Origin of the sequence: Flavonifractor sp. AGMB03687, assembly GCF_017811815.1 — a bacterium.
Lineage (GTDB): Bacteria > Bacillota > Clostridia > Oscillospirales > Oscillospiraceae > Flavonifractor.
The window spans coordinates 140,962-159,574 of the sequence record NZ_JADKZI010000006.1 but is presented as its reverse complement, the minus strand read 5'-3'; the positions used below and the strand labels follow the sequence as shown (position 1 = coordinate 159,574).

At 54.9% G+C, this 18,613-nt stretch carries 18 protein-coding genes and 1 riboswitch; of the genes, 6 read left to right on the top strand and 12 right to left on the bottom strand.

Annotated elements, in window-relative coordinates; translation table 11 throughout:
- The first annotated feature begins 2 nt into the window (after window positions 1-2).
- Window positions 3-3,233: a phage tail tape measure protein gene (locus tag J9789_RS13085; protein ID WP_209346107.1), complete on the top strand. Its 3,231-nt coding sequence runs from the start codon at window positions 3-5 to the stop codon at window positions 3,231-3,233.
- 97 nt (window positions 3,234-3,330) lie between these two features.
- Here the strand turns inward: J9789_RS13085 and J9789_RS13080 are convergent, their stop codons facing one another.
- Window positions 3,331-3,606: a hypothetical protein gene (locus J9789_RS13080; RefSeq protein WP_209346105.1), complete on the bottom strand. Its 276-nt coding sequence runs from the start codon at window positions 3,604-3,606 to the stop codon at window positions 3,331-3,333.
- Between the two features lie 276 nt (window positions 3,607-3,882).
- Between J9789_RS13080 and J9789_RS13075 the strand changes: the two genes are divergently transcribed.
- On the top strand, window positions 3,883-4,098 hold the full coding sequence (locus J9789_RS13075) for a helix-turn-helix transcriptional regulator (protein WP_209346102.1): 216 nt from the start codon (window positions 3,883-3,885) through the stop codon (window positions 4,096-4,098).
- Between the two features lie 89 nt (window positions 4,099-4,187).
- Window positions 4,188-4,577: a hypothetical protein gene (locus tag J9789_RS17145; RefSeq protein WP_245185272.1), complete on the top strand. Its 390-nt coding sequence runs from the start codon at window positions 4,188-4,190 to the stop codon at window positions 4,575-4,577.
- A 149-nt stretch (window positions 4,578-4,726) separates the two neighbouring features.
- Here the strand turns inward: J9789_RS17145 and J9789_RS13065 are convergent, their stop codons facing one another.
- The 3 genes from J9789_RS13065 to J9789_RS13055 all read right to left on the bottom strand — a co-directional run bounded on the left by J9789_RS13065 (window position 4,727) and on the right by J9789_RS13055 (window position 7,327).
- A complete protein-coding gene (locus J9789_RS13065) occupies window positions 4,727-5,074 on the bottom strand; it encodes a helix-turn-helix domain-containing protein (RefSeq protein ID WP_209346100.1) in 348 nt (115 codons plus the stop codon).
- Window positions 5,075-5,078: 4 nt separating this feature from the next.
- Entirely contained in the window at window positions 5,079-5,408 is a 330-nt protein-coding gene (locus J9789_RS13060; protein ID WP_209346098.1) for a type II toxin-antitoxin system RelE/ParE family toxin, read from the bottom strand.
- Window positions 5,409-5,959: 551 nt separating this feature from the next.
- Entirely contained in the window at window positions 5,960-7,327 is a 1,368-nt protein-coding gene (locus J9789_RS13055) for an S-layer homology domain-containing protein (RefSeq protein ID WP_209346096.1), read from the bottom strand.
- A 236-nt stretch (window positions 7,328-7,563) separates the two neighbouring features.
- Between J9789_RS13055 and J9789_RS13050 the strand changes: the two genes are divergently transcribed.
- The 3 genes from J9789_RS13050 (at window position 7,564) to J9789_RS13040 (ending at window position 10,184) form a co-directional block, all read left to right on the top strand.
- Entirely contained in the window at window positions 7,564-8,067 is a 504-nt protein-coding gene (locus tag J9789_RS13050; protein ID WP_209346094.1) for an RNA polymerase sigma factor, read from the top strand.
- Window positions 8,057-8,977: a hypothetical protein gene (locus J9789_RS13045; protein WP_209346093.1), complete on the top strand. Its 921-nt coding sequence runs from the start codon at window positions 8,057-8,059 to the stop codon at window positions 8,975-8,977. Before J9789_RS13050 ends, J9789_RS13045 begins: the two co-directional genes overlap by 11 nt.
- 94 nt (window positions 8,978-9,071) lie before the next feature.
- A complete protein-coding gene (locus tag J9789_RS13040) occupies window positions 9,072-10,184 on the top strand; it encodes an S-layer homology domain-containing protein (RefSeq protein WP_209346091.1) in 1,113 nt (370 codons plus the stop codon).
- Window positions 10,185-10,259: 75 nt separating this feature from the next.
- Here the strand turns inward: J9789_RS13040 and J9789_RS13035 are convergent, their stop codons facing one another.
- From J9789_RS13035 to J9789_RS13000, 8 genes are all read right to left on the bottom strand, one after another.
- The gene (locus J9789_RS13035; protein WP_209346089.1) at window positions 10,260-12,101 is read right to left on the bottom strand and encodes a bifunctional diguanylate cyclase/phosphodiesterase; all 1,842 of its coding nucleotides are present in this window, start codon (window positions 12,099-12,101) and stop codon (window positions 10,260-10,262) included.
- Window positions 12,098-12,631 (bottom strand): hypothetical protein, encoded by a 534-nt coding sequence (locus tag J9789_RS13030; RefSeq protein WP_209346085.1) that lies wholly within the window; start codon window positions 12,629-12,631, stop codon window positions 12,098-12,100. Before J9789_RS13030 ends, J9789_RS13035 begins: the two co-directional genes overlap by 4 nt.
- Before the next feature lie 14 nt (window positions 12,632-12,645).
- On the bottom strand, window positions 12,646-14,043 hold the full coding sequence (locus J9789_RS13025; protein ID WP_209346082.1) for a glycosyltransferase: 1,398 nt from the start codon (window positions 14,041-14,043) through the stop codon (window positions 12,646-12,648).
- On the bottom strand, window positions 14,033-16,189 hold the full coding sequence (locus tag J9789_RS13020; protein WP_209346079.1) for a hypothetical protein: 2,157 nt from the start codon (window positions 16,187-16,189) through the stop codon (window positions 14,033-14,035). Before J9789_RS13020 ends, J9789_RS13025 begins: the two co-directional genes overlap by 11 nt.
- A gap of 45 nt (window positions 16,190-16,234) precedes the next feature.
- Window positions 16,235-16,861: a CotH kinase family protein gene (locus tag J9789_RS13015; RefSeq protein ID WP_209346077.1), complete on the bottom strand. Its 627-nt coding sequence runs from the start codon at window positions 16,859-16,861 to the stop codon at window positions 16,235-16,237.
- Window positions 16,839-17,012 carry a hypothetical protein gene (locus J9789_RS13010; protein WP_209346075.1) on the bottom strand — a complete coding sequence of 58 codons (174 nt, stop codon included), beginning with the start codon at window positions 17,010-17,012 and terminating at the stop codon, window positions 16,839-16,841. Before J9789_RS13010 ends, J9789_RS13015 begins: the two co-directional genes overlap by 23 nt.
- 55 nt (window positions 17,013-17,067) lie before the next feature.
- Window positions 17,068-17,153, bottom strand: a riboswitch (cyclic di-GMP riboswitch).
- A gap of 8 nt (window positions 17,154-17,161) precedes the next feature.
- Window positions 17,162-17,518, bottom strand: coding sequence for an Hpt domain-containing protein (locus J9789_RS13005; RefSeq protein WP_209346073.1), 357 nt, complete (start codon window positions 17,516-17,518; stop codon window positions 17,162-17,164).
- Between the two features lie 2 nt (window positions 17,519-17,520).
- The gene (locus J9789_RS13000; protein WP_245185271.1) at window positions 17,521-18,600 is read right to left on the bottom strand and encodes an HD domain-containing phosphohydrolase; all 1,080 of its coding nucleotides are present in this window, start codon (window positions 18,598-18,600) and stop codon (window positions 17,521-17,523) included.
- Window positions 18,601-18,613 lie beyond the last annotated feature (13 nt).

Below are 18,613 nucleotides of genomic sequence, written 5' to 3'. Positions count from 1 at the left end.
ATATGAACGAGAACGACGGCCTGCAAATCTTGATTGAGGCCGCGCTTGATTTTGAAAAGTCTCTGACGACCATGACAACACAGATGAACCAACTGCAGGAGAAGTTCAAGAGCTATCAAATCAAAATTACGGCGGGGCTTAACCAGACGGCGAGTGCCGCTCAAATCAAGAAAGACCTTAAACAGCTCAATGCAGCGAAGAACCATGTTCGTCTGGTCGGTCAGATGGATCAGGATGCCACGAAAAAGAATGTGGCCGGCACCGTAAAAAAGCTGAAGAATACAGAAGTGCAGCTTACCGGCCTGCTGGATACCGCCTCAACGCGAAAAAATGTACAAGAACAGCTACAGCAACTGCGGCAGATTCCCCAAGTAGAGGCAAAGGCCAATGTAAGTGTAGAGGGTGCTGAACAGGTCGATCAACTGTCTCAGAAAATGGACAAGGCCAGCAATAGCGCATCTAACATGGCTGCAAAGGTGTATTTGGCTCGTACCGCTCTGCAAGCGCTGAGACGTGCGGCGCAGGAAGCCAAGGATACTGTCGTGGAGCTGGATAAGGCCGCAACTGACCTCGCCATCGTCACCGGAAGCGGGAGCGAAGAGGCTTATGTACTTCTGAAAGAGTACAATCAGATGGCACAACAGTTGGGGGCAACCACGACGCAGATCAGCGATGCCGCTGCTGAGTGGCTGCGGCAAGGCAAAACAGCCGCCGAAACTGCGACGTTGATTGAACAGTCAATGATCCTGTCAAAGGTTGGTGCAATGGAGTCTGCTACGGCAACGCAGAACTTGACAAGTGCCATGAAAGGCTATGGGATGGCCGTAGAGGACGTATCTAGGATCGTGGATAAATTGACGGCCATTGACTTGAAAGCCGCTGTAACAGCCTCAGACTTGGCCGTAGCTATGTCCAGAACGGCGAATAGTGCTAACATCAGTGGGGTCAGTATGGATCGTCTGTTGGGCTATCTGGCGACCGTGGAAGAGGTCACACAAAAGTCAGCTGAGACAATCGGTGAGAGCTTCAAAACAATTTTTGCCCGTATGGGTAATATCAAACTGGGCAATTACTTGGACGACGATGGCGAGGATCTGAGTGATGTTGAAACTGTGTTGAAGAGCTTTGGAATTGCACTGCGGGGTGTCGATGGCGATTTCCGCAACTTTGCTGAAGTGCTTGATGATGTTTATGCCAAATGGGAGCAATTCGGGGCGATTGACAAGCGGGCCATCGCAAATGCGTTCGCCGGAACCAGACAACAAGAAAATTTCCTCGTCTTGATGGAGAACTATGGAAAGGCGCTGGAATATGCCGGTGTAGCGGCGGATAGCGCTGGTACCGCACTGGAAAAATTCTCTGCATACGAGGATTCTATCGGGGCAAAGGCGGCATCTTTTACGGCAGCACTGGAAAGCCTTACAATGGATACCATTGACTCCAATCTTGTGAAAGACCTGATTGATGCCGGCACCGCCGTTGTGGAGTTTGCGGAGAAGGTGGGGCTACTGAAAGCCGCTCTGATCTCGTTGGGGGCTGGAGGCGTCATTAAAGGTGTCTCGCTAATTTCGAGCGGGTTCAAAACGGCATATCACGAAGTCCTTAATCTTGGAACAGCCATCAACATGATGCGGAATGTCGATACTGTGGGCGGGCTGTCAGCTGATACGCTCGCCAAACTGGGGAAACTCACAAAGGGACTGAGTGATGAACAGCTGAAGCTGGTGCTAACCTCTAAACAGCTCTCTGCGGCCCAAATGAAAGCGATCCTCATGGCTTCTGGGCTTTCTGAGGCGGAAGCAGTACAGAAAATCGAGACACTTGGCCTTGCTGCTTCTGAAAGTGCTGCTACGGGCGCGACATGGAGCCTATCGGCGGCAATGACCGGCCTTGGAGCAAGTATCAAAGCGGCGTTTATGTCAAACCCTGTCGGTTTGATTATGCTGGCTGTCAGCGCTCTTGTTATGGCAGTGGAAACAGTTACCAATGCCCAGGAGGAAGCGCGTCAAGCGGCAATCGAAGCCGCAAACGCAGCCGCTACTCTCAGTGATGAGGTAGTCGATCTGACCGGCAGATACCTCGACCTTAGCGAAGCAGTCAAAACCGATGAGTCCGCCAAGGAGGATTTGCTTTCCACACAGGATGATCTGATTAAGAAATTGGGTCTGGAAAAAGGCCGAATTGAGGAGCTGGTCGAGGAGTATGGTAGTCTGACTGAGGCTATCAAAGCCGCTGCTATTGAATCTTTGCAAGCATCTGAACGTGACCTGCGTGGTGGCCTCAATGCCCAAGAAGACGAGCTTCTGAGTAAAGCTAAGGCTTCCGGCCCCGCTTCCAAGTCTATGAACCACATTATTACGACGTGGGGCGGAGACGAAGCGGACACAAACAGCAGAGGACTTCAGGCACTGGCCGATGCAGGGTATATTTCTGACGGATCTTGGGCTTCCCGTGGTATGGAGTTGTGGTTGCTGGATGACGGTGACTTTGACCTCTCTACTGTGGAGGGTGTTATCAATGCCTATGAACGGCTGGGCAAAATGTTGGATATTGTGGCTGACGCTGCAGGCTCAGATAACGAGGTCTATGAGGCTTTGTATGACGCCTACAACAAGTGTTCAACCGCCGTGGGAGACTATCAGGATACTATCCAAAATGTTTACGACACACTCCATGACGCGGCGGACGAGTATGCTGAGAGTGGATATGTGACCGTAGACACATTGCAAAGTGTCAGGGCTATGGGACAGAAATACTTGGCATACTTGATTGACGAAAATGGGCAACTTGTTATCAATGAAGAGCGGATTCGTGCTGTGATTGCGGCCAAAACTCAGGAGCTTGCTATTGAAAGTTCTTTGTCGTATATTGAAGCTCTGCGAATTGCAAAGCAGGAGGGCGACATTGCGACGCTGAACAATCTGCTTTATGCCACTGAAGAGGCTACTGACGCTAACAAGGGTGATCGGCTCTTTACCTTGGGCGGCTCTCCGCTTGTTGCAGGCGGTCAACTCGTCGGGCTGCAGGCTGTTGGTGATACGCTCCCATGCCTCATTGACAAACTCGTTGATCTCGTGGCCGTGCTGGCTTGTGGCGTAGCTTCCTACATCCTTATTTGCGGCCTTGCGAACGCAAGCAGTTATCAGCTTGATTTGCTCCTCGGTACTCATGCTGTTCCATTCGGTAATGATGTCGTTATTCATGGTGCCCTCTCCTTTAAGTTGTTGCGTTGAGGGGCGGGCCGTGGTATACTGTATTCGACCCGCCCCGTGGTGGTGTCTGGGCTGCTTGTCAAGTGCTTTGGTCGGCGTCTTTGACAAGCGGCCTTTCTCATGCAATAAGGAAGCGGCGGTTTGTGGTGGTCTTGGTGAAGCGTTCCACCACGTCCGGCATGGCCTTCTTCAGTGCGGCGGTATCCAGGCGGCTACTGGTGACGCTCTTCCAAGTGATCTTGTAGTCGCTCCCGGCGATGGTGTCCACCTCACGGGCGGTCATCTCGGCTTTGATGGAGTCCTGGAGGCTATCAATCTCGCCTTGCAGCTCCTCAGCCATGCGGCGAAGTTCCCGCAGTTCCTTAATCTTGCTGTCCAGTTCGATGTTTCCCATAACTCATAACTCCTTTTTGATTTATTAGGGGGAGGGCCGGGGCGTGTGTCCGTTTCGCGTCCTGCCTACTCGGGGAAAGCGTTTCCCGGTTTCCTCCCCCTTTCTGATTATAAGTATATCACTAATAATAGAGATATTCAATCGGCAAATATCACAAGAATTAGAGACATTATTTGTGCAAATTATCTCTTGATTTAGTGATATTCTTGCGCTATACTGTGTACAGTGGAGGAGAAGACCTCAAATATAAGGTTTCCGCTGATTGGAGGCGTCGTAATGGGAATAGTGTATGGGAAATTGTTGCGGCTCATGGAAGAGAGAGGAATAACGTCGTACACAATGAAAAAGGATAATATTATCGGCCAAGCTACTTTTCGGAAGATCAAACAGGGCGGAGATATAGATACACGTACAATAGCAAAATTGTGTTCGCTGCTGAATTGTCAGCCTGGAGACATATTAGAATATGTTCCAGATGACAACGAATCGTGAAAACTGGTTAGCACAAAAGCTGGCTATTCCCTCTCTTGATGCCCTTGCGCACAAAAGGGCGAGACAGGTCTTGCGGTGGTGGTATGTATATGGCGAATAAGTCAAAAGAACATACGGAAAATTACGAAAAGTGCTTGTTATTGTTGAAAGAGTTTAGCGAGCAGCAGCTTGCCAGAGTAGAAGTGATTCTTCGAGAAGTGAAAACCGCTATTGACGAGGCTGGAGAAGCGACCCGGAAGAACGCATATCTATCGGGCAAGGGGGATGATTTTGCGATGAGAGCGACGAAAAAGTTTGAAAGCGGAGACAGTCAAGACAAGATTGCTGTGACTACGGAAGAATTGCAGGCCTTGCTCAGTTGCGGTCGCTACTCAGCCGTACAGATCGGCGAGGCGGCTGAGGCCCGTATCCAGATCGGCAAGCGTGTCTTTTGGAATGTGCAAAAGGTTCGGGAGTATATAAACCTTATATCTGGATAGAAAAAGAGGCCAGGGACTTTTCCCCGGCCTCTAATACTGTTTTGCGCTTTTTAGATGCTCAAATTCATATTTGCTATATGAGTTGATACGCGAATAGAATTAACGGACAAAGCACAACATTAAGCAAAGTATTATAAAACAATCAGTGTTTATAATTTTTGGATAAGAGAATGATCTCCCTGAATAAGGGACATCAATTTCTTTGCTGTTGGTGTCGGTGTGCTCTTTCCACTTTCCCATGCTTCAACTGTACGGCACGATACACCAAGCATTTCTGCAAATGCCTTTTGTGTCATCTCAAGGGATGTGCGGATTTCTACGACATTGATTGTAGGCAAAGATCTTTTTCTTGCAAAAGTATCTGCCGCAGCTTTCCCTTTGGTATATGCAAGAGCTTCCTGCAAGCCGTCCATAATACCAGAAAAGAAATCAACATCTTTGAAATTGTTTTCGATTTCCTCCATCGAGAGGGAAGATTCAAAGCGTAGTTCAGACATATGATCACTCCTTCCGAATAGCTTCGATCATCTTTTGAATGGCCTTTTTCTGGTCAGGGGTAAGATTCTCCTGCACATTCTTAGGATATGCAAAGAGCAGATACAAATTCCCCTGTTCAAAAACATCCAGATAAATTACTCTGCCTCCGCCACTTTTACCGCGCCCCTCCAGTTGAATGCGCATCTTTCTTGCTCCGCCGGTTCCTTCAATTACATCACCGAGTTGCGGATTTTCAAGAAGCGCTTTTTCCAAGGTAAGCAAGTCATTATCACTCAAACCCATTGCTTTCCAGCAACGACGAAATGGCTCCGTATAAATAAACTTCCTTGTCATACGATTACCTCTGTCTCTTCTACGATTTTATCGTACCTATATGATATACGATTTTACCGTAGTTGTCAATAGGGCATTTCAAAGTACCTTGCTATGTGAATGTGAGTGACGTCCATCCACTCAGCACGAAGAAGCTACCGCAAAAAAGGATGAGGTCAGGCGGCGTTGTCTCTGAGCGAGTCGCAACCAAAGTCGTAACCAGCAAGAAAAAAACGTATGCAAAAGCATACGTCAGATGTCAGCAGAAGATAGAAGAAAGTGCCCGTATCTCAAGGGCTTTCGGGCATTAAAAGGCGTAAGCATACGAAAGGTTACGATAGGGTGCATCACCCAAAAAATAATTGGTAAGGATGAGGTCTCCGGTTCAAATCCGGATAGCAGCTCCAAAAAGCCTTGAAAACTTCGGTTTTCAAGGCTTTTTTGTTTTCCTTTTCAAAGCGGCGCGACCAGGGGCCTGAAGGGGCCGTAAGACAGAAAAGAGGTCTCCCTTGATGGGAGACCTCTTTTGATATTTGTGCCCTTCTGTGGGCCCGTGTGGCGTTTACAGGAGATTATTTGCGGGCACTGACGTTGACCAGCCGGGAGAGAATGGAGGCCACCTCGGAGCGGGTAATATACTTATAAATGCTCATAGTCCCCTTGGCGTCCTCGCCGTTAAGAATCCCTGCGTTATACAGCTTATAAATGGCGGAATCACACAGTTCAATGGGCAGACAGTAAGTGGCATAGCCGGGCTTTCCGTCCGTCTTATCATAGGGAATGCTGGTTACATTCTTGATCGCAGGATAGCAGGTATCGGGCAGTGCACTGGCAAACAGATAGGCCATGTTGGAACGGGTGATATTGCCGTACTGAGGGGTACCGGAGCTCATATCAGTAAAGCCGCCGTTCAGAAGATGGAAGGTGCCCTCATCGATTATGCCCTGCTCAAAGACATAGTCAAAATAGGGATCAAACCAGTATTCACCGGGCTGGGCGGTGAAGTCGTGATGGTCGCCGTTGTAGATGGAACGGACGCGGGCGGCAAGCACCATGGCCTCCGTAATGCTCAGCTGGCCATTGGGGTTGAAGGAACTGCCGGAGCTGCCGGACATCAGGCCCAGCTCATAGGCATTGATTACCGTATTTCTGTACCAGGCGTTGGCGGGGACATCGGTGAACCGATTGTCGTAGGAATTAACTTTCTTGAAGTTGCTGAGGCTGCCGGTAGTCACAGAAGGATTGGGATTACTGCCGTTATCGGTCAGGCTGCCCTTGATGGTAATGGTCTCCTTCTTTTCCTGAAGGTCCAGGGTGACATGGGCGCTGTTGGTACCGGTCTTTTTTACAATGTTGGAGTTGCCGCTGACCGTCACTGCACCGGGGAAGGTGAAGTCAAACTCGGCGAAGCTGGTTACCAGCTTTTCCGCGCGAGCCTCCGCTGCCTGCTGCTCTGCGGACTCAACGGGAGCAATGTGGGGATACTGTTCCGCGATCTCCTTCTCAATGCGAGCATCAAACTCCGGTTGGCTCTTGACGGTGAAGCTGATGTTCATATAGTTCTGGCCGTTTTCCGTGGTCATCCCGGCATTGACATTTTCCAGCAGATAGTCGTGTTCAAAGGCATAGAGAATGGACTGTACCGTGGTGAAGTTCGCCTCGTTGTCCAGGGCTACATAGGTTTTGCCGTCATTGCCCGTCACCTTGATATCAGTGACCCGGTTGGCATAGTACTGCTCATAGTTGGACATGGCATTTTCCTGGTACCAGTCAAGCTCATCCTGCGTGATCCAGCCGTACATATTCCAGACGCCCCCGCCGGAGGTGTTGAAATGTACATAGCCTATTGTGGGAACACCGTCTGAGCCACATCCCGCCAGCAGACCGCACATCATACCGGTGGCCAGGATGCCGCAAAGGGTCTTTTTAATTGTGTTCAATGCTATCCCCCCTGCATTTATTTCGGTATGAGAATTATATCATGTTGGAAATAGGTTGTAAACGACTGCTCAGAGCCCATACGAAAGTATGCCCGGCAGCGGTGTCTTGCTGCTGCGGGTATGGTAGAATATCTGACGGGAACTACCCGGCCGGCTCCAATTATTTTTTTGAAAGATCCGACAATACCGGCCGCTCAATCGTATTACAAGTGAAGGGAGGAAGGAGGGAACAACGGATGAGGGATCCTTTGTTGCGTACGGACGAAGAGATCGCGCAGTCATATGAAACCTATGTGGATATGGTATACCGGCTGTGTATCACCATCCTGAAACATAAATTTGATGCGGAGGATGCGGTGCAGAATACGTTTATCAAGCTGATGCACCATAATAAGCCCTTTGCAAGTGCAGAGCATGAGAAAGCCTGGCTGATTGTCACGGCGACCAATACCTGTAAAGATATGCTTCGCCGGGCAAGTCGTCAGGATGAGGCCCTGGAGGCGCACGAGAGTCGCTTTGTTGCCCCTGCCGCCGAGCCGGATTCGACGGATTTTTTATCTGCTGTACAAGCACTGCCGCCAAAGTACCGGGCGCCGGTCTACTTGTACTATTATGAGGGATATTCCGGCGGAGAGATCGCGGTACTTTTGAAGAAGCCGGCTTCCACCATCCGCAACTGGCTGCTTGAAGCACGAAAGCAGCTCAGGCAGCAATTAGGAGGTGATTTTGATGCGGGATGACCGCTTTGTCAGCGCCTATGAGAGGGTCAGGCCCGATGAGGAAACCAGAGAAAGAATGCTTGCTCATGTTCTGAGTCACCGGAGTCCGGCGGCCAGGAAGGCAGGTCATCGGTTCCGCTGGGTCATGCCGGCGGCCTGCGCCGCCGCAGTACTGCTCTGCGTAGTGGCGGTGCCCCAATTTAGGCCTGCTGTGGAGCCGTCTGGTGTGATCCAGCAAGTGATGCCAGGGGCGGATAGCTCCAATGGGATGCGTAAGTTCATGAACTATGATGGACTGCGCTACGTGTTTTTGGAAAACGGCGCATCCTATGATCTGTCGCCCCGCCAGCTGTCTGAAGCGGTGGGAACACTGGCGTATGATATCGTGCAGGATCCGGAGACATATGGCTCTGCCGAATTTGCCGCTACCTTTGCTGTGGGCGGTACGATTTATGAGCTGGACGGATATGATCCTGAGTTCCGTGTGGCGGTGGAGGCAGAGGGATGCTACTATATCTGTCAAAGCGTTGACACCATAGATAACACCGGCCTGGATCTGGCCACTTATTTTGAAAAAGCAGATTTGGAAGCGCGGGTGGAGACCATCCAGATCTGTGACCATGCAGGTGGGGAAAGCCTTGCTCAGGTTTCAGATGGCGAGGTGGAAGCACTGCTGTCGGTCATTGTCGGTTCCTTACAGGCAGAACTCACAAATGAGCAGTATCAGCAGATTGGCAAGGCCCAGAAAGCCGGAGGCTCCTTTCTGTTATGCTGCAACATGAACGACGGCACTGCCTACCAGATGTATGTGATCCCATCTCTGTCCATCGTTATGGCGGGAGACAGTGTGTATACGCTGCCGGATGCGTTTGCGGAGCAATTTGGAGCCCTTTTCGATGGGCTAGAGCAACAGCCTGTGCCCATGGGGTAGGAACTTATGCTCAAAAGGTACGTCTGATGAAATAAGCATAGATGGATCGGTAAGCGATCACGAAAACAATCCTATGAAAAAAGGAGTAGTTGCTATGAACAGAAAGATCCCTGCTCTCGTGCTGACCGGCGCTCTGGCCTGCGCCCTGGTGGTCCCGGCCTTGGCCGCCGATATCCCTGTTATGCCCATCAGTGCCTCTGTTGGGGCAGAGGAGACCGTCTCCGTCCCCGACAGCGTGCTGTACTACGGCACGGTGGAGAAGATCGGGAAGGACGCGGACGGCGCCATCACCCGGCTGACCATGACCTCTGACCGATATGGCACGTACGTGATGAATCTCTCGCCCGACACCGTGTGGATTGACAGCGGCAGACAGACCGCCGGCAATCCCGCTGATCTGCAGGAGGGAGAGAGCCTCTACGTGTTCCACAGCGCCGTGGCGACCAGCTCTCTTCCCCCTCAGTCTGCTGCCTTTGCAGTGGTATGGAACCTCCCTATGGATGCAGGCTGCGCCCAGTACCATGAGGTGGAGGCTGTTACCCAGGAAGATGGTCGGCTGACCATCACCACCGACAATGGCGGCTTGCGGATCGTTGCGGATGAGAAGACCCAGTTGTCCCGCTACGACGGCGATGCAGCGCTTTCTCTTGGCGATATCCAGGAAGAGGACCGGATCATGGCCTGGTACGATGCTGTGGCCGATAGCCTGCCCGGACAGACCCAGGCGGCCCATCTGATGCTGCTGCCCCGGCAGGATGAGGGACAGGAAGCAGCGTACACCGATGCAGTCACCCGCGGGGAGCTGGCGGTCATGCTGTATGAGCAGGCGGGCAAGCCCCTGGTGGATGTCAGCAGCATGGACTACACCGATGTAAGCGCCGATGCTTCCTGTGCCCGGGCGATCTGCTGGGCGGCTGGCCAGGGCCTGATGAATGGTTATGGAGACGGCAGCTTTGGGCCGGAGGATACCCTGACCCGGGAACAGCTGCTTGTGATTCTGTGGCGGTATGCGGGCAGCCCCATGCTGATGGACTACCCCGGCCTGACCCAGTACAGTGACGTAGGCGAGATTTCCCGCTTTGCTCAGCCGGCCATGGCCTGGGCCCACCAGAAGGGCTATCTTTCCGCCGCTGAGGGCAGCCGCCTGGACCCCCGGGGCGCCGCAACCCAGGAGATGGTGGAAGCAGTTCTGAGCTCGTTGGAATAACGGCAGCAGTATTTTAATAAAAAGGCTCTCCCCGGAAAGATCCTTTCCAGGGAGAGCTTTTTTACATCGGTATTCTTATGGCGTTGCAATCAAATCACGTGGTACGCCGGTAAACTGCTCCAGGATTTTACCCATACACGCGCTGTCCGGCATGGGGGCATAAAACCGGAAGCCCTGGATCACATCGCAGTGGATCTGCTGCAGGGCCAGGGCCTGCTCCTCCTGCTCCACACCCTCTGCCAGGATGGTGAGCCCCAGCTCGTGGCCCACCTGTACCATGGCCCGCAGGATGGCGATGCCGTTCTTTGTGGTGATGTTGTCGATGAGGCCCTTGTCCAGCTTGATGCCGTCCACGGGATACTGCTGCAGATCGGCAAAGGAGGTAAAGCCCTCGCCGAAATCGTCCAGCGCGATGCGCACCCCGTATGCCTTGAGGGCCTGCATGTTTTCCCGAATCCGGGAGGAGTGCTTGGCGGAAAGACTTTCGGTGAGCTCAAAGATGAGCAGCTCCCGAGGGAAGCGGTAGTCCTCCATGATCTCCATACATTTTTGCGGAAAATCGGCGGCGGAAAAGGTTTCCCGGGAGAAGTTGCAGGAGAGGAAGAAGCTCTGGATGCCCTGGTCGGCCAGCTTCTGAAGGAAGGCGCAGGCGGAGCGCAGGCAGTCGTAGTCCAGCTTGTAGATCAGACCCTCCCGCTCCAGCACGGGCACAAATACATTGGGGAGCAGCAGGCCCTTTTCCGGGTGCAGCCACCGGGAGAGGGCCTCGCCGCCCACGATGCAGTGCCTGTGTGCATCTACGTAGAACTGGATGTAGAGCTTGAACTCGTGGTGCTCCAGGGCGTGGTCCACCGTCAGGCGGAGGGCCTGCTCGGTGTGGATCTTCTTCTGGGTCTCATTGGAGAACACCCGGAAATCCTCCTGGGCCTGATAGGCGCTGTGGGCCGTCTGGCTGGCATTGAAGATCATCTCCTGCAGATCCCGGTCGGCGGCCTGGAGAGGGTAGACACCGGCGGAGACGTGGATGTCAAAGGGCTTTCCGCAGGTCTGAGGGTAGGCCCGGATCTTTTGCAGGGCGGCGGAGATGCATTCCTTGGTCTGCTCCGGGGTGGCTGAGAGCTTCAGCAGCACAAAGCCGTGCTCCGACACCTTGGCCAGAATATCGGTGTCGGCGGTGTAGCCCTGGAGGGTCACTGCGCAGTAGCGCAGGGCCTCGGCGCACTCCTGCCCTCCGGCCAGCCGAGACAGCCGGTCGGTATCCACATAAAAGAAGATCAGCTGATAGAGGACCCGGTTTTTGTCGCTGACAAACTGGCTGTAGTAGCGCTGGAGATAGTCCAGGTTGCCCAGGCCGGTGGTCTCATCGCACTCCAGATCCTGCTGGGCCAGCCGGAGCAGCTTCCGGTAGCGGCGGATCGTCAGCAGCAGGATGGTGAGCAGCACCACCACGCCCAGCGCCAGACCGCCGATGGCCCCGTAGAGGCCCGTGAGGGACTGTGAGGGGGCGGAAGTCTCCATCAGGATACCGCTGACCGTCTCCTGGGGAAGGGCGGTAAAATAGGCGGACAACTCGTCCAGCAGGGCGGCGGGGGCTGCCTCAGTGGCACAGAGATAGTAGGAGACGTCCCCCCCGTTCCCGGACACCGTGTGGAAGAGGCGTACGGTAGTGCAGCCGCCGGGGAGGTCGTCGCCCTGGGTATATCCCGAGAGCAGGTCCACCTGGAGGTTTTTGGCCAGATGTTCCCGCTGGTCCTTGGCCTGGGGGGAGTAGTAGACCACATCGTACTGGCTCTGCTGGGAGAACTGGGCCAGCAGTTGGGGGATCACACCCTGATAGGTGCCGGTGGCCTCATCGTAGTATTCCAGGGGATAGGCATCGGGGTTGCCCGCAACGTAGATCAGGCTCTTGTCACTCACATCTCGCTCCTCTGCTCCTCGGCCTCAGGCTCCGGGTTGCGCTGGAAGAGGGACATGTTCCGGTCCGGGGCCGCCGCCTTCAGATCCGCCACCTCCAGGGACACCTGCCGGGCGGAGGCCTCCATCTGCTGCAGGACGGAGGCAAACTGCTGCCGCAGGTGGGAGATCTGGCTGTCATAGCGGGCCAGGATCTGGTCCCGCAGCTTCAGAGCCTCCTCCATCTGCCGCTGGGCCTCCTGCTCCCGGGCGTTCGACTCCTGCTTCAGCTGTTCCGCGTACCGCTGGGCCTCCAGCAGGGTGGAGGAGATCAGCATCTGCTCGTTCTGCCGGCTCTCCAGCTGCCGGCGCAGATCGGCCACCTCCTGCTCCAGCTGGTGGACCCGCTGCTGCTCCTGCTCCAGCGCGGCCCGGCTCTCCCGGTCCTTCTCCAGCAGCTGGGCGGAAAACTGCTCCTCCAGGGAATTGATGTACTGATAAACGCTGAACTTTTTGTAGCCCCAAAACCCGGTTTTCAATTCATCTGTTTTCATAAGCACACCTCACATCATTCAAAGTGAATTTTTTTGCGTTGGATCTGTCCCCAGTCGTGGCGCCGTTTCCGGTATCCGATGAGGGCGGTGGCCCGGACCCACGCCAGGATGAAGCGCAGGAAGGAGAGCTCCAGGGTACACAGGCCGATGGCCTTGAGCACGTCGGTGAAGCCCAGCTTCAGGTCCACGGTGTGGATGCGGGCAAAGAAGGCGGTCAAGGACAAAATGGCGGAATAGACCACATAAATCAGGAAAAAGAGGATCATAAAGGGGACATTGATGAGATCCACGGCAAAAGCCAGGGCCACGGTGGCCACCCCGAACAGCTCGATGTAGGGGGAAAAGAGCTCGTAGATCAGAAAATACAGGTAGGAGATAAAGCCCACCAGGCCGTACTTGGGATTGGCCAGCATCCGCCGGTGGCGGGTCAGGGAGTCAAACAGGCCGATGTGCCAGCGGCGGCGCTGCTTGCACAAATCGCCCAGGTTGTCGGGGGCCTGGGTCCAGCAGACGGCGTCGGTGGCGTAGCGGATGCGGTAGGGCATGTTGTGCTCCCGGCAGAACACATGGAGCTTGACCACCAGCTCCATATCCTCGCCCATGGTGGTGGTGTCATATCCGCCGGCGTCGATGACCACGCTCTTCTTGAACAGGCCGAAGGCGCCGGAGATGATGATACTGCCGTTAAAGCGGTCAAACAGGATGCGGGCGGCCAGGAAGGAGCGGTCGTACTCCAGCACCTGCATACAGGGGAGGATCTGGGAGGGCATGCGGTAGGCGATCACATGGCCGTTCTGGGTCTCAGCGCCGTTGCAGGGGCGGACCACGCCGCCCACCGCCACCACGGTGCCGTCCTCCAGAACGGGGCGCACGATTTTTTCCAGTGAGTCGTACTGCAGAACAGAGTCGGCGTCCATGCAGACGAAGTAGGGGTACTTGGAGACGTTGATGCCCATGTTGAGGGCGTCGGCCTTGCCGCCGTTTTTCTTGCAGATCAGGGTGATGGGTACCTTGAAGGCCTGGGTCTCAAAGACGGCCTGCTCCGGCTGACAGGGGACCATCCGGTGGATGGGGCGGGCAATCTGCTTCATTTCGAAGGCGTCGATGAGCAGCCGGGCGGTGTTGTCGGTGGAGCCGTCGTCCACAATGACGATCTCATACAGCTTATACTCCAGACACAGCAGGGAGCGGATGGTGGAGACGATGGTGACCTCCTCATTGTGGGCGGGGACCACGATGGTCACGGGGACATAGAACTCCTGCAGCAGCTCGTTTTTCAGCTGGTTGCGGCGCTTGAGCTGGTACAGGGTGGAAGACCCCACGGAGACAGCCAGAAACAGAAAACTGGCGTAACCGATCATGTACAGGATAAAAAAGATCCCGACACATTCAAAGAACAGCTTAGGTGACATCCTTTCCCCAGCCCTCCAGGTGGAAGGATGCCATGTGGATTCGCCCCTCCGTGTTGCCGGAAACAGCAGCCCCCACATAGATCTCATCGATGTGCAAGTTTTCTACGCCGTAGTGCTCGTAGTAGTCGTCGTGGATCATCATTTCCGAGGGATTGGAGAAGTTGAGCAGCTGCCAGGGAATTCGGATCTCCACCCCGTTTTCGGAGAAGCAGAAGTCGGTGAGAGAGTCAAAGTCCGGGTCGTCCGGGTTGCCGTTGCCGCAGCGGAGGATGCCGGTCTCGTAGGTCTCGGCGGTGGCCTCCCAGTTGCCGGTCAGCAGGGACGTGGCGGTCTGGAGCATCAGATGGATGGGCTTGAACACCGGGGTGTCCGCATCCACCGGATTGAGGTAGGGGTCCCGGTTTTCCGTCTCCCGGAGATACATGGCCCGCAGCACCTCATACCGCTCCTGGACCAGCAGACGGCTGTTGTCCGCGCCGTCAATGACCATGAGAAAATCACAGGCCTGCTCAAAGGAAATGTCGTACATTTGGCAGTAAGTGCTGCCCGTTTTAGGGGTCACGTCTATGGGGAGGAACAGGACCTGGCTGTCCGGGTCAAAGCCCTCTACATAGAAATAGATGTATTTCTCGTCGTATTTCATGGAGAGGGACAGGCCGTCGCTTTCCAGCAGCAGATTCTCCTGAGTCCACTCCGAGGTGTCCCCGTCGGGGTAGCAGATGCTCTCCTCCTCCCCGGGATCGAAGGCCAGTAGACCGAAATACTGCTCATTGGTCTGGTAGTCGCTCCAGTAGGGGGTGTTGAGCAGATCCACGGCGAACATGGTGTTCCAGGTCCGCTTGAACCACTCGTCCTGCCAGGTAAAGACGCAGCTGCCCGCACAGCCGGCGTTCATAATGTCCTCATAGCACGCGATGAGGGCCTCACCCTGCTCCTGCTCGGACATATGCCCCTGGTTGCGGCCGGTGTTGTAGTCCCGCTGGGCCATACCCCGGCCGGTGGACACGCCGTATTCGGAGATCACCACCGGCATGGTGTGGTAGTTGGTGAGGGCCTTGAGGTAGGTGTAGTAGGTGTTGATCTGTCCGTTATAGTCCAGATAGTCGGCCTGGGCGCCGCCGGGAAGATAGGTTTCGATTGGAGGCCCGATTTGACGGGTGCCATAAACCGCGTTGGCATCGAAATAGGTGGAGCCAGTGGTTTTTACCGGATGGAGCATATAATTCAGGTAATCCGGATAGTAGGGATACACATGGTAAGAAGCAAAATGGCCCGATAAGAAATGGTCTGTGGTTTTGATGTGCTCTACATCCACAGCTGCGCACTTCATAAAAAATTCAGTGATGGCGCTGGGATAGATGAATGGATCAGTGGTGGGCCAGTTGGAGAAGGCCACCAGCCGCTGCTGCTTGTAGCGATTGCTCTCATAAGCGATCATCTGGTCGCCCACCTCGCACAGCATGGCCTCGAAGGGGGAGGCGTCCTCGGTGGTGCAGAGATAGGTGCCCTGATACTGGTTCCGCTCCGGGTACTTGTGGTCGGTGTAGGTGACGGTCACGTCCTCCCACTCCACGCCAATGATGTAGGCGATCACCCAGGAGGACACGTCCTTCCGGTAGGAGCCGGACCCCAGGCCGTAGCCCAGGGAGAGGTTCTTTTTTCCGTGCAGCACATCCACCACCGTCCGGCAGTCGTCCATCAGGGTCTGCCGGAAGGAATCGTCGTAGGCGTCCCGGTGGGAGTTTTGGATGTAGTCGTTGACCCACACGCCGTGGATAAGCCACAGGGGTTCCTCTCCTGCCGCTTCCCGCTGGGTGTTGTATTCATAGAAGGCGTTATAGAAGTCGTCCTGGAGGATGGTGTAGACCCGCACCGTGTTGACGCCCATCTCCTGGATCATGGAGAACCAGCGCAGGTAAGTCTCCTGATCGATGGCATAGTCGGTGGCCCACTTTCCGGGGAGGCCCACGCCCATATTGACGCCCCGAATCTCAAAGGGCTCATAGGCGCCGTCCCGCAACATATAAATGGTGTCCTCGTCGGTGGTCATAAAGGTGGTCACCGGGGCGTCCGGGTCCAGGTCGATGTAGATCCCCAGACGGTAGTAGGCAACATTCCAGCCGAAGAAGAGCAGCACCACGACCAAAGCCGCGATAATGAACTTTTTTATGGTGTGTGCCTCCTTTCGGTATCAGTGATTGAACTTTTTGATTTTGGACTCGTGGCAATATTGCAGGAGGATCTCAATGTTCTCATCCATCCAGGTGCCCCGAGTATGGATAAAATCTTTTAGTTGAAAAATAGCCTCGTCATAATCGGCTGGGTTCCGATTCATAGGCCGCAGCGGCGTAAATGTTTCAAATGTATAGCCCCACACTTGAAAGTTTCGGTCAATTGCTGGACCAAGCCAGGCCACCACGTCGTCAATGTACTGGTTGAGGTAATCTTCGCTGAGGTAGGTGGTGCGCAAATCACGGTAGCGGTCGATCAGACGATTGACAAACCGCTCGTCTTTGCTCAGCATGTAGTACCAGGTCAGATACTGCATTTCAAAATGCATGGGGTCCCGGACGACCATATTGCCGCAGCAGGTGTTTAAGTCCCACATACACATTTTGAACTTGCCCTGGAGATTCTTGTACACGTATGTACTCCGCGCGCCTACCTCATAGTTGCAGATAAACTCGTTGAGGATGAAATACTCCACAAGGGAGTCGATATCTGCGTCATTCCACCAGGCGTTGGGCTCGGTATCATAGTCATAGGAGTATAGGCTTTTTTCAAAATTTGAGAAGTCATTGGTAATAATCCCGCTCATCCAGGGAGTCGAAATAGAGGGAGCGGATGGAGTAACCTCGGGCTCCGTTGTGGGGGTCCTGGATCATGACCTGATCGAAAAGACCCATGAGCCGCTGCATTTCCACCAGGTTCATAAAATATTTCTTTTCCTGCCGGTAGACCTCGTTCAAAAGGGCACCTCCAAACAAAAAAGCTGCAAAAATCTCTCCCGCTTGGGGAAGAGGTTTTTGCAGCTTGACGATCGTAGCAATGATTGCCGTAGACTCACAGCTTTGCGTCGCCGCCTTTCGACGGCTTTGCCAAATATGAAATTGAATGGTCAGCTCAGCTCCCTGAGTGCGGCGATGATCCGGGCATAACATGCCTCCAGAGCGGGCATTCTGGCCCGGGCAGCGGAGAGGTTCTGCCCCCGCAGGTCCTCCGTCAGAAGGCTCACCTGCCGGAACAGCTCGGTCATGGCCAGGTTTCCCGCCACCCCCTTGAGGGTGTGGGCCGCCTCAAAGGCCTGGGCGGCGTCCCCGCTGTCCAGGGCCTGCTTCAGCAGGGGGAAGTTTTTATCCTCGGGAAAGCGGAGCAGGAATTTGAACATCAGCGCCTCGTTGTCCATGAAGCGGGCCAGGGCGTCGGCCACGTCGATGCCGGCCTCCTCCAGCCGCTGTCTCTTGTTCTCGTCCATGGTCAGCCCACTCCCTTCACAGGCGGATAAAATTGGCGCAGCACCGGCTCCGCCTGGCAGAAGTACTCCAGCAGCCTGGGATTGAAGGTACCGCACTCCCCCCGCAGGATCATGTCCATGGCGGTGTGGGCGGGGAAGGCGTCTTTGTAGCACCGCTTGCTCACCAGGGCGTCGTACACGTCGGCCAGCGACACGATCTGGGTCCAGATGGGGGTCTGGTCGCCCACCAGACCGTCGGGATATCCCCGGCCGTCCCAGCGCTCGTGGTGGTGCAGGGCGATGTCGTAGGCGTAGCGGTAGGCGGCGTGCTCCCGCATCTGGGGGATCCGGGAGAGCAGCTCGGCGCCCCTGACGGTGTGGGTCTTCATCAGCTCAAACTCCTCCGCCGTCAGACGGCCCTTCTTGTTGAGAACGGCGTCGGGGATGGAGATCTTGCCCACGTCGTGGGTGACCGCCCCCAGGCCGATCTGACGGATCTGCTCCTGGGTCAGGCCCTCGCCCAGCGGGGTGTTGCTCAGCAGGTGGCAGGTGATGTCGTGGATGCGGTGTACGTGCTCGCCCGACTCGTCGCTGCGGAATTCGATGGCGGTGGCCAGGGCCTCCACCATGCCCATGCCCATCTCAGCCAGCTGCTGGGCCTGGAGAAGCAGCTGGTCCCGCTGCCGCTCCACCTCGGCGCCCAGTCTGCGCCGGGCCCGGAAGAGCTCCACCACCGAGTTGACCCGTCGCCGGACGATGTAGGGCACAACCGGCTTCTGGATCACATCCATGACCCCCAGGTTGTAGGCCTCCCGCATGGTGGAGCTGCCGATGTCGGCGGTGATGAGAAAGACCGGGATACGCTCGGTCAGGCCCGTCTGATACAGCCGGCGCAGCACCTCGATGCCGTTGAGCCGGGGCATGACCACATCCAACAGGATAGCGCTCAGCCCATTGGGATTGGATTCAATGAGGTCCAGGCTCTCCTGCCCGTCCTCTGCTTCAATTATAGCATATTCGGAGGAAAAAATGTTAGCCAATATGGCCCGGTTGATCTCCTCATCATCTACGATAAGAAGTGCCTCTTCCTTCGCGTCGCTCAATTTGCCCGTCCTC

Coding starts and splice junctions, on each gene's coding strand:
- J9789_RS13085 (WP_209346107.1), top strand. CDS start 3: ATGAACGAGAACGACGGCCTGCAAATCTTGATTGAGGCCGCGCTTGAT.
- J9789_RS13080 (WP_209346105.1), bottom strand. CDS start 3,606: ATGGGAAACATCGAACTGGACAGCAAGATTAAGGAACTGCGGGAACTT.
- J9789_RS13075 (WP_209346102.1), top strand. CDS start 3,883: ATGGGAATAGTGTATGGGAAATTGTTGCGGCTCATGGAAGAGAGAGGA.
- J9789_RS17145 (WP_245185272.1), top strand. CDS start 4,188: ATGGCGAATAAGTCAAAAGAACATACGGAAAATTACGAAAAGTGCTTG.
- J9789_RS13065 (WP_209346100.1), bottom strand. CDS start 5,074: ATGTCTGAACTACGCTTTGAATCTTCCCTCTCGATGGAGGAAATCGAA.
- J9789_RS13060 (WP_209346098.1), bottom strand. CDS start 5,408: ATGACAAGGAAGTTTATTTATACGGAGCCATTTCGTCGTTGCTGGAAA.
- J9789_RS13050 (WP_209346094.1), top strand. CDS start 7,564: ATGAGGGATCCTTTGTTGCGTACGGACGAAGAGATCGCGCAGTCATAT.
- J9789_RS13045 (WP_209346093.1), top strand. CDS start 8,057: ATGCGGGATGACCGCTTTGTCAGCGCCTATGAGAGGGTCAGGCCCGAT.
- J9789_RS13040 (WP_209346091.1), top strand. CDS start 9,072: ATGAACAGAAAGATCCCTGCTCTCGTGCTGACCGGCGCTCTGGCCTGC.
- J9789_RS13030 (WP_209346085.1), bottom strand. CDS start 12,631: ATGAAAACAGATGAATTGAAAACCGGGTTTTGGGGCTACAAAAAGTTC.
- J9789_RS13025 (WP_209346082.1), bottom strand. CDS start 14,043: ATGTCACCTAAGCTGTTCTTTGAATGTGTCGGGATCTTTTTTATCCTG.
- J9789_RS13015 (WP_209346077.1), bottom strand. CDS start 16,861: ATGAGCGGGATTATTACCAATGACTTCTCAAATTTTGAAAAAAGCCTA.
- J9789_RS13005 (WP_209346073.1), bottom strand. CDS start 17,518: ATGGACGAGAACAAGAGACAGCGGCTGGAGGAGGCCGGCATCGACGTG.